General features: G+C 60.4%; 10 protein-coding genes (1 of these 10 only partly in view). 7 read left to right on the top strand and 3 right to left on the bottom strand.

Translation table 11 applies throughout. From position 1 onward, the window contains the following. Positions 1 to 19 precede the first annotated feature (19 nt). Positions 20 to 1888: an ABC transporter ATP-binding protein gene (locus tag ACVWXW_RS01990; protein ID WP_457402492.1), complete on the top strand. Its 1869-nt coding sequence runs from the start codon at positions 20 to 22 to the stop codon at positions 1886 to 1888. Between the two features lie 21 nt (positions 1889 to 1909). Here the strand turns inward: ACVWXW_RS01990 and ACVWXW_RS01985 are convergent, their stop codons facing one another. Further along, a complete protein-coding gene (locus ACVWXW_RS01985) occupies positions 1910 to 2116 on the bottom strand; it encodes a hypothetical protein (RefSeq protein ID WP_041436551.1) in 207 nt (68 codons plus the stop codon). Positions 2117 to 2294: 178 nt separating this feature from the next. On the opposite strand from ACVWXW_RS01985, the gene ACVWXW_RS01980 reads away from it, so the two are divergent. The 3 genes from ACVWXW_RS01980 (at position 2295) to ACVWXW_RS01970 (ending at position 4851) form a co-directional block, all read left to right on the top strand. Beyond that, positions 2295 to 2666, top strand: coding sequence for a hypothetical protein (locus ACVWXW_RS01980; protein ID WP_041436554.1), 372 nt, complete (start codon positions 2295 to 2297; stop codon positions 2664 to 2666). Positions 2667 to 2864: 198 nt separating this feature from the next. After that, entirely contained in the window at positions 2865 to 4376 is a 1512-nt protein-coding gene (gene ycf46, locus ACVWXW_RS01975; protein WP_457402490.1) for a stress-responsive protein Ycf46, read from the top strand. Positions 4377 to 4500: 124 nt separating this feature from the next. Next, positions 4501 to 4851 (top strand): DUF1257 domain-containing protein, encoded by a 351-nt coding sequence (locus ACVWXW_RS01970; RefSeq protein WP_414355711.1) that lies wholly within the window; start codon positions 4501 to 4503, stop codon positions 4849 to 4851. A gap of 123 nt (positions 4852 to 4974) precedes the next feature. Here ACVWXW_RS01970 and ACVWXW_RS01965 read toward each other — a convergent pair whose 3' ends face one another. Then, positions 4975 to 6213 carry a phosphoglycerate kinase gene (locus ACVWXW_RS01965; RefSeq protein ID WP_457402488.1) on the bottom strand — a complete coding sequence of 413 codons (1239 nt, stop codon included), beginning with the start codon at positions 6211 to 6213 and terminating at the stop codon, positions 4975 to 4977. 209 nt (positions 6214 to 6422) lie between these two features. Between ACVWXW_RS01965 and pds the strand changes: the two genes are divergently transcribed. The 3 genes from pds (at position 6423) to ACVWXW_RS01950 (ending at position 9776) form a co-directional block, all read left to right on the top strand. Then, positions 6423 to 7841: a 15-cis-phytoene desaturase gene (gene pds, locus ACVWXW_RS01960; protein ID WP_457402486.1), complete on the top strand. Its 1419-nt coding sequence runs from the start codon at positions 6423 to 6425 to the stop codon at positions 7839 to 7841. Between the two features lie 156 nt (positions 7842 to 7997). Continuing rightward, the gene (locus tag ACVWXW_RS01955) at positions 7998 to 8885 is read left to right on the top strand and encodes a phytoene synthase (RefSeq protein ID WP_414388869.1); all 888 of its coding nucleotides are present in this window, start codon (positions 7998 to 8000) and stop codon (positions 8883 to 8885) included. 75 nt (positions 8886 to 8960) lie between these two features. Then, complete coding sequence (locus ACVWXW_RS01950) at positions 8961 to 9776, top strand: ABC transporter permease (RefSeq protein ID WP_457402485.1); 816 nt, start codon at positions 8961 to 8963, stop codon at positions 9774 to 9776. Here ACVWXW_RS01950 and ACVWXW_RS01945 read toward each other — a convergent pair. Further along, positions 9773 to 14326, bottom strand: the 3' portion of a protein-coding gene (locus tag ACVWXW_RS01945) for a DEAD/DEAH box helicase (RefSeq protein ID WP_457402484.1). The gene runs 498 nt beyond the window's last position; the window shows 4554 of its 5052 coding nt (coding positions 499-5052); the start codon falls outside the window, past its right edge; it ends in the stop codon at positions 9773 to 9775. The two genes, ACVWXW_RS01950 and ACVWXW_RS01945, sit on opposite strands and share 4 nt — an antisense overlap.

Genomic DNA, 14326 nt, shown 5'->3' with positions numbered 1-14326 from the left:
TGTTCTCGGGTGTAAGCCTGTGAGCCTTGCCGCCTCTCCCCCCGATACCGATTTAAGTAGGGATCCCCGCCCGCGGCGAGAAAGCGATTGGCGGCTGCTGCGGCTGCTCTGGCCCTATGCCCGTCGGCACCTCAGGCTGGTGTTGGCGGCCTTGGCCTTTCTGCCCCCTTTGGCCTTGGCGGATGCGGTGCAGCCTCTGATCCTACAGCGGGCTCTGGATGGCCCCATTGCCCGAGCGCTGGAACGAGGTGAGGCCGGGATCCTCTCCGACCTTTGGCTCTATGTGGGGCTGTTGATCCTGACGGTGCTGGTTCGCTGGCTCTTCCAAGCCCTGGAAGGGTATGTCAGCCAAAAGCTGGGGCAGTTGATGACCCGCGACATCCGCGACGATCTCTTCGCCCACATTCTGGCCTTGCCGGCTCAGTTTTTCGACCGCACCCCGGTGGGCAAGTTGATCACCCGCATCACCAACGATGTGGAAGCCCTGGGAGATGTCTTTTCCACCGGTGCCGTCGGCATTGTCAGCGACCTGTTTACTCTGGGGGTGATCGCGGTGGTCATGCTCAGCCAACGCTGGGATCTGGGCTTGCTGCTAATCCTCATCGTCCTGCCCATCAGCGCTGTTGTCCTCGAGTTGCAGCGCCGCTTTCGGGATGCCAACTTTCGCGTGCGCGAAGAACTCTCCAAGCTGAACTCCTGGATCCAGGAGAACATCTTGGGCATTACCGTGGTGCAACTGTTTCGGCGGGAGCGGCTCAATAGCGAGATTTTTCAAACCATGAACCGCCGCTACATCCGGGAAGTGGATCAAACCATCCTTTATGATTCTGCCCTTTCTGCCGTTTTGGAGTGGGTGTCTTGGCTGGCCGTGGCGGCCCTGCTCTGGGTGGGCGGGCAGCAGGTGATGTCAACCGGTAGGGGCTCACTTGGAGGGGGATGGACGGGATCCCTGCCCCTGCCCGGGGAACCCCTCACCTTTGGCAGCCTCTACGCCTTTATTCTCTTTTCGCAACGGTTTTTCAACCCGCTGCGGCAGTTGGCGGAAAAGTTCACCGCCCTGCAGGCGGGGTTCACCGCCGTCGAGCGCATCGACGCCATCCTCAGCCTGCCGGTCGCCATCCGGGATCCCGCTCAGCCCCGCCACCTACCCCCCGATGCTAAGGGAGAGGTGCAGTTTGAGCACGTTTGGTTTGCCTACAACCCCGGGGAGTGGGTGCTGAAAGACCTCACCTTCACCATCCGCCCCGGAGAAAAAGTGGCCCTGGTGGGGCCCACGGGAGCCGGGAAAAGCTCCATCATCCGCTTGCTCTGCCGCCTCTATGACGTAACCCACGGCTCCATTCGCATTGACGGCGTTGATATTCGGGATCTCCCCCAGGCTGAGCTGCACCGCCACCTAGGGGTAATCCTGCAGGATGGATTTTTGTTTTCCGGGGATATCCAGCAAAACATCACCCTAGGAGAGAAGGCAGATCTAGCGGCAGTGGAGCAGGTCGCCCGCCAACTCAACCTGCATGACTTCCTCCGCGATTTGCCCCAAGGCTACGCCACCCCCGTGCGAGAGCGGGGCAGCAACCTCTCCAGCGGCCAGAAACAGCTTATCAGCTTTGTGCGGGCCATGTGGCGGGATCCCAAAATCTTGGTTTTGGATGAGGCCACGGCCAGCCTGGATGTGGGCACCGAAGCCCTCCTGCAATCGGCTCTAGACACCCTGCTGCGGGATCGCACCGCCCTGATCATCGCCCACCGCCTTTCCACCATCCGCGATGTGGATCGCATCTTGGTTCTGCAGCGGGGGGAACTCAAAGAGCAGGGATCCCATGCCGAGCTCATGGCCCTCAGCGGGCTCTATGCCAGCCTCTATCGGCTGCAAGATCTGGGCGGCTAGCAGGGTGCTTCTGCCCAACCGTCAGCGACTGGCGCCAAAGCGAGACCGAATTGCCTTTAGGGTGGTGAAGCTGGCATCCGCGAACGCGATGCGAGCCTTGCAGAGTAACAGATTGCCGTTATCCACGGCAGTGTCTCTCAAGCTGGCCAAACCATCGCTGGCCTGCACCAGGGCACGGCGGCCCCAGCTAGAGAAATTTTTGCTGAGGGTGTTGATCAAGCGTTCCATAGGGACTGGACATTCCGCTCCTTGTCTTCCACCTAGCCTACTCCCCCAGCCGCAGGTATCCACAGAGGGCCATCAAGAAAATTGTTTGTTACAGATTGTTAAAAACTTGCCGTCAAGCCGGCAGACTGGCTATGATAGGCCCCAAGTTTGGCAAGCAATTCAAAGAAAGCGGTTAGCCATGAATCATCGGCCAGAGGTAGTGGAAGGCACAGAGTCCAAGCAGAAGGTGACCCTGTATCTCTCACCTGAGCTGCACCGGAATCTGAAGATTCGGGCTGCCGTGGAGCGGGAGCCGATGTCGGCAGTGGCAGAGAAGGCCATTACCTTCTATCTGCTTCACCCAGAGGTCATTGAAGGGGTACAAGGTAGCGCCTATCGTGTCCATCAATGTCCCAAGTGTAGTCACCCATTTGTTATCCGCGATGGAGAGGTGGTTTCCCTGCACCAGACATCGGCTGCCGAAGCCATCCTTGAAGAGGTGGAGCCAGAATACTGGGGATCGGCTGCTGGCTCGGAAGAGCAACGGCAGGATGCTCTGGTACCCTGCTAGAACGCTCCCAAGCAGGCCCCCTTCAGGAACTTGAGCTGATAGGAGCAGACAGCAACACAGAAAGCTTCTAAAATCCTCTCAAAATCCATCCAACAAGGGCGTACTCCCAAGTGCGATCCAATACCTAGGCAACTCGAACCCCATTTTTCAACCGTTCTGGCGGCTCCTGAAATTTCCCCTCTGCAGTTGGTGTTTCCCATGCAAGAGCTAGGCATCCTCATTCAAGCTCAATACCCACTGCTGTACCTGCTGACTCCAGAGGAGGAACGGGCAGAAGCGGCTCTGGCAGCAATTGCCCGCACCCTTAAGCCTCAGCGTCGCCTATTCATTTGGACAGTTACCCACGGCATCGTCGAATACGGCAACCCCCGCAGCCTCACCCAGCACAACACCCAATCCCCCCAGCCCGCCATCCAGTGGGTAATGGAGCAAAAGGATCCCGCCATCTGCGTCTTCAAAGACCTACATGACTTCTTGGACAACACCGAGGTGAAGCGCTGGCTGCGGGATGCTATTGCCAGCCTGAAGGGATCCCACAAAACCATCCTGCTCATGTCGCCGGTGCAGGTGATCCCGGTCGAGCTGGAGAAAGACATTTGCGTAGTGGACTTCCCCCTGCCGGACATGGCCACATTGGAGCGCGCCCTCAACCGCCAGCTGGAGCAGATCCCGCGCTCCCTGCCTTTGGCTCCTGATACCCGCGAAAAGTTGCTCAAGGCGGCCCTGGGCCTAACGCAGGACGAGGCAGAAAAAGTCTACCGCAAGGCTGTGGTGATGCATGGTCGCCTCACCGAGGCAGAAGTAGACATCATCCTCTCTGAGAAGAAGCAACTGATCCGGCGCAACGGCATTCTCGAGTTTATCGAAGAGGACGAGACCATCGACGCCGTTGGCGGTCTGGAAGAGCTGAAGCGCTGGCTGCTGCAACGTTCTGAGGCCTTCACTGAGCGGGCCCGCGCCTATGGACTGCCCCAACCCAAGGGTATGCTGATCCTGGGCGTGCCTGGCTGCGGTAAGTCGCTGATCGCCAAGACCACTGCCCGTCTCTGGGGCCTGCCCCTGCTGCGTCTGGACATGGGCCGCGTTTATGATGGCTCCATGGTGGGCAAATCGGAAGCGAATCTGCGCAGTGCCCTGCGAACTGCTGAATCTCTCGCCCCTGCCATCCTTTTCATCGACGAGCTGGACAAAGCCTTTGCTGGATCAGCAGGCTCCAGCGATTCTGACGGGGGCACCTCCAGCCGCATCTTTGGCTCTTTCCTAACCTGGATGCAGGAGAAGCGCTCGCCGGTCTTTGTCATGGCCACCGCCAACCGTGTGGACCGTCTGCCGGGCGAATTCTTGCGCAAGGGCCGTTTTGACGAAATCTTCTTCGTGGACTTGCCCAACATCAACGAGCGCATCGAGATCTTTCGGATCCACCTGCAGAAGCGGCGGCGCGATATCAGCCGCTTTAACCTGCGCCAGCTAGCTGCCGCCTGTGAGGGCTTCTCCGGCGCAGAGATCGAACAAGTTTTGATTGCTGCCATGTACGAAGCGTTTGCCCAGAACCGTGAGTTTACCCAGCTGGACATTCTGGCAGCAACGAAAGCAACTCAACCGCTATCTCGCACCATGACGGAGCAAGTGGTAGCGTTGAGGGAATGGGCCCAGCAGCGGGCTCGGCCTGCAGCGGCCTCTGTAGCCGAGTACCAGCGGCTGGAGTTCTAGGAGGAGGTGAGGATCCAAAGCTACCTTGACAGAAGCAGGGACGGCAGGGCCCAAACCTTCCCCAAAGAACAGTGCCCATTGTTTGTGTTGATGTTCCAACCCCTACACACAGGAGAGAAACACCATGTCTCATTTTAGCACCTTGCGTACCAAGATCACCGATAGCCAAATCCTGATCAACTCTCTGCGCGATCTCGGCTACACCGTTAAGCTGAACGCCGACGTGCGTGGCTACAACGGCCAGCGTGTTCGCGCTGACATCGTGGCTCAGTTGGAAGGCGACTACGATCTGGGCTGGTCGAAGAATCCCGACGGTTCCTACGACCTGATCGCCGATCTGTGGGGCGTGGCCAAGAAGCACAACCAGACCGAGTTGATCAACTCCATCAACCAGAAGTACGCCGTCAACAAGACCTTGGCCGAGGTGAAGCGTCCTGGCTTGAACAACGCCAACGTTAAAGTGGTGATGCACTAAGCCGGATCCTGTCTCGCCATCGCTGCAGCGATCTACACCGACTAAAGTTAGGAGGGGCTGAATCCAGCCCCTACTTTTTGGCTTGGTTTTTGGATTGGAGGGGCTGCGACCCGAAGGAGGAACCTACGCTTCTGTGAGAGCGGCAATGCCGGGCAGCACCTTCCCTTCCAATAGCTCCAGGCTGGCCCCGCCGCCGGTGGAGATATGGGTCATCTTGTCAGCGAGGCCAACTTTCTCGACAGCTGCCACCGAGTCGCCGCCGCCGATGATGGTGGTGGCTCCCGCTTGAGTGAGATCGGCCAGGGTGCGGGCGATGGCTTCTGTGCCCACGGCAAAGCGGTCAAACTCAAAGACGCCCATCGGCCCGTTCCAGACCACGGTTTGGCACCCCTGCAGGGCAGCCTGGAAGGCTTTGATCGATTCCGGGCCGATGTCCAAGCCCATCCAATCCTCGGGGATGGCGTGGATGGAAACGGTCTGGGCCTGGGCATCTTTGTCAAACCTATCGGCTACCACCACATCCACCGGCAGCAGCAGCTCCACCCCCCGCTCTTTGGCTTTTTCCATCAGGGAGCGGGCCAGATCCAGCTTGTCGGTTTCCACCAAAGACTTGCCGGTTTGGATCCCTTGGGCTTGGTAAAAGGTAAAGATCATACCGCCGCCCAGCAGGAGCTTGTCCACTTTTTCCAGGAGCCGCTCAATGACGCCGATTTTGCTGGACACTTTGGAGCCGCCGATGATGGCCGCCAAGGGCCGCCGGGGATCCTCAATGGCGCCGGAGAGGAATTGCAGCTCCCTTTCCACCAGGTAGCCAGCCACAGCAGGCTGGAGATAGGCGGTAACGCCGGCAGTAGAGGCGTGGGCGCGGTGGGCACTGCCAAAGGCGTCGTTGACAAACAGGTCGGCCAGTGAGGCCAGCTTGCGGGCAAATTCCGGGTCGTTGTCCTCCTCTTCTGGGTAGAAGCGGACGTTTTCCAGCAGGGCCACCTGGCCGTTTTCCAGGCGGTTCACTACCGCCTCGGCCTCAGGGCCGATGCAGTCGGGGGCAAAGGCAACCGGCTGGCCCAGCAATTGAGAAAGACGGGTGGCCACGGGGGCCAGGCTATTGCCCTCGCGGGCGACCTTAACCGCGCCTGTCTCTTTGTCTTTTTTGACGGGGCGGCCCAGGTGGCTGGCGAGGATCACTTTGGCGCCCGCTTGGATGAGGGCCTGGACGGTGGGCAGAGCAGCCCGAATGCGGGTGTCGTCGGTGATGTTGCCCTGGGCGTCCAAGGGGACATTGAAATCGGCGCGCACCAGCACGCGCTTGCCGTTTAAATCAAAGCCGGATGACAGCAGGGATCCCAGTGTTTGTTTGGCCATCGTTGTCTTTCCCCCCGGACTGCGGAAAATCTTTACTTTTTCTTCCGTATGTATCCTACCAGCGATTGGGATCCCGGCAGTGAGACAGATGGGCTTCGGGATCCCCTTGTTCCGCTGCTTTTGCTGGGTCGGCCTTCCGTCTGCCCCTTGGCCCCGGCAATTGTAACGGTTTGCAAATAGAATAAAAATGTTGCTTTGTCGTTACCCTCATGCGTGTTGCCATTGCTGGTGGCGGGCTGGCCGGGCTGGCCTGTGCCAAGTATCTCTGCGATGCCGGGCATCAACCGCTCCTCTTTGAGCGGCGGGATGTTTTGGGTGGCCTGGTGGCTGCCTGGAAAGATGCCGACGGCGACTGGATCGAGACGGGGCTGCACAACTTTTTTGGCGCCTACCCCAACACGTTGCAGCTGTTCCGGGAGCTGGGCATCTCCGATCGCCTGCAGTGGAAGGAACACAGCTTGATTTTCAACCAGCCGGACAAGCCGGGCACCTATTCCCGCTTTGACCTGCCGGATATTCCCGCTCCTTTCAACGCCATTGTCGGCATCTTGCGCAACAACGACATGCTCACCTGGGGGGAAAAGGTGAAGTTTGCCCTGGGGCTGGTGCCGGCCATGATTCGCGGCCAGCGCTATGTGGAGCAGATGGATCGCTATAGCCTCTTGGAATGGCTGCGGCGGCAGGGTATTGACGAGCGGGTCAACACCGATATTTTCATTGCCGTCTCCAAGGCCCTGGCCTTCATCAACCCGGAGGAGATCTCGGCCATGGTGCCCCTGACGGCCTTGAACCGCTTTTTGCAGCAAAAAGATGGCTCTAGGATTGCCTACCTAGACGGCGCTCCCCCAGAGCGGCTCTGCCAGCCGATGGTGGACTACATTGTCGCCCGTGGGGGGGAAGTGCATTTGAAGGCGGCGTTGCAGGACATTCGTCTCAACCTCGATAACAGCGTGGCCGGGTTTTGCTTAGCCACCCCCTCTGGGCCGGTGGAGGTGACTGCCGATGCCTATGTCTCGGCCCTTTCGGTGGACGCGCTCAAGGAGCTGCTGCCGCCCCAATGGCAAGGGATCCCCTTTTTCCAAAAGCTGCGTGAACTGGAGGGGGTGCCAGTAATTAGCCTGCAGATCTGGTTTGACCGCAAGATTACTCACATCGATCACTCCTTGTTTTCCCGCTCGCCGCTATTGAGCGTGTATGCCGACATGAGCAACACCTGCCGGGCCTATGCCGATCCGGAGCGGTCCATGTTGGAGCTGGTGCTGGCTCCGGCTGCCGAGTGGATTGATCGCGGCGATGAGGAGATCTTTGCCGCCACGCTGGAGGAGCTGAAAAAACTCTTCCCCCAGCACCTCACCGGCCCCAACCCCGCCCGCGTGCGCAAGTGGGTGGTGGTGAAAACGCCGCGCTCGGTCTACAAGGCTACCCCTGGCAGACAGCAGTATCGCCCCACTCAAGTTACCCCTATTCCCAACTTCTTCTTGGCGGGCAGCTACACCCTACAGCCCTTCCTGGGCAGCATGGAGGGGGCCATCCTCTCCGGCAAGTGGGCGGCGGAGGCCATCAACAAGGGGATCCCATTTCAACGCGCTTCTGTCTCGGCCTCAACTCTGGCAGCTGCGGGGGTCTAGCTCTCCGCCGTCCGCCTCCTATGCCTTTTGAATCTTTCTTTTCCCCACAACCTCTTCTAGGCTATCCGCGGCGTCCGCTTTCCCGTAGTGTTGATATGTGCCCTCGCCGTTCCTCTTCCTTCTCTATCCTGGCCCTGTGCTCCTGGAGATAGCCAGATGAGTCCACTTGAGCAATCTTTTGCCCTCTGTCGCCAGATTACGGCCAAGCACGCTAAGACTTTCTACCTGGGATCCCTGCTCTTGCCCCAGTCCAAACGGCGGGCCATCTGGGCCATCTACGCTTGGCTGCGGCAAACCGATGAGTTGCTGGATGGACTGGAAGCCAGCCAGGCAGAGGTGGAGGTCACCCGCAGCAAGCTGGAGCAGTGGGGATCCCATCTGGAGTCGCTCTTCCAGGGAGGCGAGCCGCAAGTCCCCACGGACCTTGCTTTGATCCACACCATCCGCACCTACCGCCTTTCCATCGAGCCGTTTCGCGAGATGCTGCGGGGGCAGAGCATGGACTTGGATACGCGGCGCTACGCCACCTGGGAAGATCTGCGGGTCTACTGCTACCGCGTGGCCGGGGTGGTGGGGCTGATGTGCTCGGAGATCATGGGGTTTGTGCCGGGCCGGGATGGCCGCGAGGAGGCGGTGGCGCTGGGGATCGCCATGCAGCTCACCAACATCTTGCGGGATGTGGGAGAGGACGCCCGCCGCGGGCGGATCTACATCCCCCTGGAAGATCTGCGCCGCTTCAACTACTCCGAGCGGGACCTGTTTAACTATGTTATTGACGAGCGCTGGATGGCTTTGATGGACTATGAGATCCGGCGGGCTAGAGAGCTCTATGCCCAAGCGGAACGGGGGATCCCTACCCTGCAGCCGGACTCCCGCTGGCCGGTAGCCGCTTCCTTGATGCTCTACCGGCAGATTCTCAACGCCATCGAGCGCAACCACTACCAGGTTTTTCGCACCCGCGCTTACGTGTCCACTCTCAGCAAGGCATTGGCGCTGCCGGTGGCCTGGTGGCGGTCGCGGCGCTCCAACTACTACGGTTACTAGTAGGGAGCAGCAAGCAGTTCCCCACGGCCGCGGCAGCAGAAAACAAGAAGGCCTCTAATACAGCGAAGAAAACCTATGGTAAGCCGTGCCCTGACCCTACCCTATCAGCGAATCTGGGAAGACAGTTTAACCATCTTCTGGCGCGACTGGCTGGATCTGCGGGGGCGAGTTTGGCAGGTGGTGGCCTCAGGTCTGGTGGCCCCCCTCATCTACATTGTCGCCTTTGGGGTGGGCTTGGGGGGATCCCTGCGTTCAGAGGCTCTGGCCGATGTGGTGGGATCCACGGCGGCAGGCTCCTACCTGCGCTTTATTTTGCCGGGGATGGTGGCCCTTTCCGCCATGACCATCAGCTTTGCCGGCACCACCTTCTCCATCTGTGGATCGCGGCTATTTACCAAGAGCTTTGAAGAGCTGCTGCTGTTGCCGGTGCACCCCTTGTCTTTGCATCTGGGCAAGGTGCTGGCGGGCATTGCCCGCGGCCTGCTGACGGCCTTGGGGGTGTTGGCGGTGGGGGTGCTGGGTACGGGGGCCTGGGGCCTGCTTCACCCCTTGTCGCTGTTGGTTCTACTTTTGGATTGCACCGTCTTTGCCGGCATTGGGGTAATTGCTGGCTTGAAGGTGCCCAGCCTGGAGAGTGTGGGCGTGCTAACCAACTTTTTGATTACGCCCATGTCTTTCCTAGGGGCCACCTTTTTCGATCCCGCCCAGTTGCCGACCTACCTGCAGGTGCTGGTCTATTGCCTGCCCCTTTCCTACGCCAGCATTGGCATGCGGGCAGCCGCCTACCAGCCGCTTGCGGAGTTTCCCTGGTACACGGTGGGAGTTTTGGGCGGCTTGGCGGTAATCCTGGCTTTTGTGGGAGCTTATCTGTTTTCCCACCAGCAGGACTAGCTGCCCTTGCCAAATACTTCTGGGTAGCGAGCCAGCTGCTCTTGCAAATCTTGGTTGTAGCGCAGAACAAGCACGCGGTAGCCCCGTCCCTGCAGCTGCGAGCGCAGTTGGCGATCCCGTTCCGCTTGGGCAGGCTGGTCGTGGACTGGGCCATCGCAGAAGATGCAGATGTTGGGGCTGTAGAAGAAGTCAACGACGCAGTCGGGATCGGCAATGGCTTTCTGGGCATCCTCAGGCAGCCGATACCCTCCTGCTGCCAGCGTTTCGAGAAAGCGGCGCTCCAGTTCAGAGCGAGGGTCCAGGAGCTGGCGCAGCCACTCCAGGTGCTCTTGGCGGGAGCGACCCAGGGAGCGCAGCTCGGTGCGGCTGTTGGCCAGCAGGCCCAAAAGATCCCGGATCTGATAGCGGTCAAGCTGCAGGGCCTCCCTTTGGTTGGCGTAGCTAAGCAGGCACTCGTAGCAGGCTGCCCGGCACTCCGGTCGCCGATCTTGGATCCCCTCTTCCGAAAGCTGGAAGTGGCAGATCTCCAGAGCCACTTGGGCCACCTCGGCAAGGGCATGGGGCTCTTCCACCAGCCGCCGCAGGACGCCAGCTCCCCCTTCGGCGGTCTCGTAGAGGAGGATGGCGCGATGGGATCCCTGGCCAATGGACTCGGCCGCCAGCTCCGTCTCCTCCAGCTCAAAGGTCTCCTCGATGCCCCGCTTGAGGGCATAGCGCAGGGTCGTTTCTAGGGCCTGCAGATTCCCCAGGCTGGGCTGAACCAGCCGCACCAGCAAGAGGTTTTGGGTAGCGCGCACTGCCAGGCGGATGGGCTGCAAGGACATCTGGCTAGACGAGCTAGCCCTATTGCCCCCAAGCTGATCTCGAGAAGGGACTTCGCCATTGTCAAAGTTGACCAGGAAACCTCGCCCCCCACTGCCCCGCCAGCCGGAGTTGATGCGCAGCAGCGTGGCGGCTGGGGCATAGCGCAACTGCAGCAGGGGAGTTTCGCCCCTTAGCACGTCGGCTTCCTGGACGCGGTAGCCTGAACTTTCGGGAGCAAACTGAAAGAAAGTCTGCAGCTCGTATCCCTGTCGCCGCCGCTCTTCTTCGTCGGCAGTAATGCGATCCCGCCGCCGCATGCGCACATTGGGCATTTCCAGAAGCTGGGTAAAGAGGCTGTTTTGCCCATCGAACTGGGTGCCGCAGACGGGGCAGCAATCCAGGTGGGGATCGGCAAAGGCCCCACAGCTAAAACAGAGCTTGTGGCTACTTTTGCGCTCCTCCAGGCCGCCGGGCGGAGCCTGAAACGCCACTGCTTCCCACTGGCAGCCCTCATGGTAGAGGAAGTTGTGGGGAGCAAACTCGCGGATAGCCAAAAAGCGAGGCCGGGCGATGAACTCGCCCTCGCTGCCGCGGGGCACCCAGGCCCGCACCGGCAAGGCAGGGAAGTTGTAGCCGGGCAAGAAGCCTTCGCTAGCCAAATAGCGGTAGGGATAGAAGTCGCTTTCCTCCCGCTGGGTTCCAATCTGCAGCAGCAAGTTGCGCTGGCGCAGGGCTTCTTGCTGGCGGCGCTCGGCTTCCTGTTGGTCTTTCTTTTGGCGAGTCGTCTGGAGCTGGCGGTTAGCGGCTTCCAACTGCTGCGTGGCAGCCCGATAGAGCTCTCGCCAGCGATCGAAAGCTCGGTCAAAAGCCTGGGGTGCCTCTTCAATGACCTGCTGAAGCCAGCGCTCGCTAAACCAGCCGCTTTTATCTAGGAGTTGGCGATCGGCGGCCAGCAGCTTCTGCACCTGCTCCTTCACTTGTTGGCGGGCAGACTCCTCAAGTTGGATTTGCTGGGCCACTGTCTCCCTGAGGGGCAGCTCTTCCCGATCCGCGTCGATGACGGTTTCAATGGAATTGCCTAGGGGCAGGCGCACCTGAGCCAACCAAACGGCGTGGATGTGAGCGCGCAGCAGCGATTCGTTGGCTAGATCCAGGCGGGGAGGGCGCACGCGACCGGCCACCATCTCGGGGCGGCGGCGGAAGTAGTACTGGTCGTGGCTATTGAAAGCCCCGCAATAGGTGATGATGAGTCCCGGCTGCCCCTGGCGGCCTGCCCGACCGCTGCGCTGGGCGTAGTTGGCGGGTGTGGGGGGCACGTTGCGCAGATGCACCAGATCCAAATCGGCAATATCGACCCCCAACTCCAGGGTTGGCGAGCACACCAAATAGGGAAGGCGTCGAGCTTGATCCTCCCCGCGAAAGCGCCTTTCTCGCTGCTCCCGCTCTCCTGGCCGAACCACTTGGGCAGTGTGCTCCCTAGCCTCCAGGGATCCCAGCCCTGCTGCCCCGGCCTGGTAGAGGCGCTGGAAAAAGAGATTAACGGGGCGGCGGGCAGAGGAGTAGCCGCTCTGCTCGGCCCGGCGGGAATACAGAGGATCTGGCGGCGGCGAGCCATCGCCCAGGCACCAGCGCAGACAGCCAGCGTTGAGCTGGTAGGCTTCCTGGCCATTCTCCGAGTGGCGCCGCAGCAGGTCGTAGCTAACTAGGAGAGAAAGCAGGGATCCCAGAAGCTCGTCGTAAGCTTCTCTGGTCAGCTCGAGATACTTGATGAGAAAGCGCCCAATAGCGCTGCGGTGGCCCAGGCTGAAAGTTGTTATGTCCTTTCCGTCGCAGCTTTGGCGGACAAAGCAGGTGGCCGTCCGCAGCTCGTTGTACTCTTCTAGGCCCCAAAACTCGTTGAGGTGTTGCTCGGCCCGTCGGCGCAGCGTTCTCTGGGACTCGGCTTTGAGCAGGCGTACATCGATGGCCAATTTGCGCCGAAACTGATCCAAAACAGCCCGCAGCAGGCGTTCCCGCTCCTCAACCTCGGCCTGGACAAACCAGGGGTGGAGAGGGGCCAGGGCCGAGCCTTGGCAAAGCTCCCTGAGGCTGCGGTATTCGATTTTCAACAAGCCCACCTGTTCCAGGTTGGGGTGGGTAACCCGCCAGCCGCGCCGCAGATCCTCGTAGAGCCGGTATTCGGTTAGCTCCGTAAAAGCCTGCCAGACCTCTTGGGCAGCCGGCGACTGGGGATCCAAATCGGGGTTTTGGGTAATGTCGGCAAGGCTCAAGCCTGAGGCCTGCACCACTGCCGGGGCTACCTCTGAGAAGTCCAGCTCTTTTTTCTCCTGCAGGGCAGCATAGAGCGCGGCCCGCAAAAGGGCCACGTGGACAAAGTCGTTGAAGTGGCCGGCCTGCAAGGAGGCATCCTGGCGGTTGTCGGTAAAGGTGAGCAGCTTGCCGCGGGCTGCACCCGTCTGAGCGGCATGGCGCAGCAGAGAAGTGGCCAGAATGGTGGTGGCGCTGGAGCGGCCTTCACTGGAGAGGGAAGCCAGCTTGGCGAACTCCCGCTCCCGCCCACTGTAGTACTCGCCGCAAGCCAGGCAAAGAGAAAAGGGCTGGGGCTGCCACCACAGCTTCTGGGCCTCTGCCTGAGGCACCTCGGAAAAGGAGCCGTCCGGGCGTACCCAAACTGCTTGGGGGACGCGCTTTTTCCAGTGGGGTTTGAGCCAGTTTTCAGGGGTGTACCAATCTTCCGGGATCTGCTCTGGCGACCACTCGTTGTCAATGGGATCCAAGCTGAGGTAGCCGGCCTGCTGGTCTTCGCCTTCCTCAACCTCTTCCCCCAGAGGATAGGGCAGGAAGTGAGTCTTTGACCTGAGGACGTGGTAGTAGTCCTGGCCACAGTGGCGGCAGAACTTGACGGGGAAAAACAGCTTTCCTTCCCCTGCTTGCACTTGTCCTTCCAGGGAAAACTGCCGCTTGTCCCGACTTTCCAGGGTGGCATAGAGGGTGCGGCCCTGGGAGATAAACTGGTGCAACTTCAAGGCCGGGCCGCGGCTAGAGCCCTCCCGCAGGCTGCTGGCGTGGGCCAGAAACTGGCGTAGGGACTCGGTGCAGCTCTCAGGGGTAGTGCTGGTCAGCTCTGCCAGTTGGGCAGCAACTGCGGAAAGCTTCCGGGGCACGCGGCGCCTGAAGCTGCCATTGGGACTTTGCTCCAGGCCCAGCTCATACTCTAGCCAGCGCATTAGGGGGTGGCGGCGCAGGGTGGCCAGGTCTGTTGGCCAGGGCGGATCGAGGGCGTTCTTTAGCTCTGCTGGGGTGGGGGGGCCGCCTTCGCTGAAGGGAGCCAGGGTTTCTTCAATAACATCCTCCAGCTCAAAGCAATGGCCGAAAAAGCGGCTGGCAAAGGCGGCTACAGTCTGGCGGCGCTCCTGGGAGTCGGCCTCTGGCCGAGCAATCATGGTGGCGCTGGTGCCAATATGCACCAAGTTCTTGGCCCCACAGCGTCCTTTTAGGCGGCGAACCAGCATGGCCACATCCGCCCCTTGCCGACCCCGGTAGGTGTGCAGCTCGTCAAAGACCAGAAAGCGCAGCCCGTTGGAACTTAAAAAGCGCTGATCTTCGGGGCGCACCAAAAGCAGCTCCGCCATCACGTAGTTAGTAAGCAGAATTTGGGGCGGATCCCGGCGCAGATCTTCCCGGTCGCTTTCTGCAGTTTCCCCGGTGTACTTGGCAAAGCGCAGCGGAAAAGGGCGATGGTAGGC

The organism is Thermostichus sp. MS-CIW-30, from assembly GCF_054058015.1.
This window is presented reverse-complemented; position numbering and strand designations above follow the sequence as displayed.

Bases quoted from the DNA above. Each gene is read 5' to 3' on its own strand.
- ACVWXW_RS01950 (WP_457402485.1), top strand. From the start codon at position 8,961: ATGGTAAGCCGTGCCCTGACCCTACCCTATCAGCGAATCTGGGAAGAC.
- ycf46 (WP_457402490.1), top strand. From the start codon at position 2,865: ATGCAAGAGCTAGGCATCCTCATTCAAGCTCAATACCCACTGCTGTAC.
- ACVWXW_RS01965 (WP_457402488.1), bottom strand. From the start codon at position 6,213: ATGGCCAAACAAACACTGGGATCCCTGCTGTCATCCGGCTTTGATTTA.
- ACVWXW_RS01955 (WP_414388869.1), top strand. From the start codon at position 7,998: ATGAGTCCACTTGAGCAATCTTTTGCCCTCTGTCGCCAGATTACGGCC.
- ACVWXW_RS01985 (WP_041436551.1), bottom strand. From the start codon at position 2,116: ATGGAACGCTTGATCAACACCCTCAGCAAAAATTTCTCTAGCTGGGGC.
- pds (WP_457402486.1), top strand. From the start codon at position 6,423: ATGCGTGTTGCCATTGCTGGTGGCGGGCTGGCCGGGCTGGCCTGTGCC.
- ACVWXW_RS01980 (WP_041436554.1), top strand. From the start codon at position 2,295: ATGAATCATCGGCCAGAGGTAGTGGAAGGCACAGAGTCCAAGCAGAAG.
- ACVWXW_RS01970 (WP_414355711.1), top strand. From the start codon at position 4,501: ATGTCTCATTTTAGCACCTTGCGTACCAAGATCACCGATAGCCAAATC.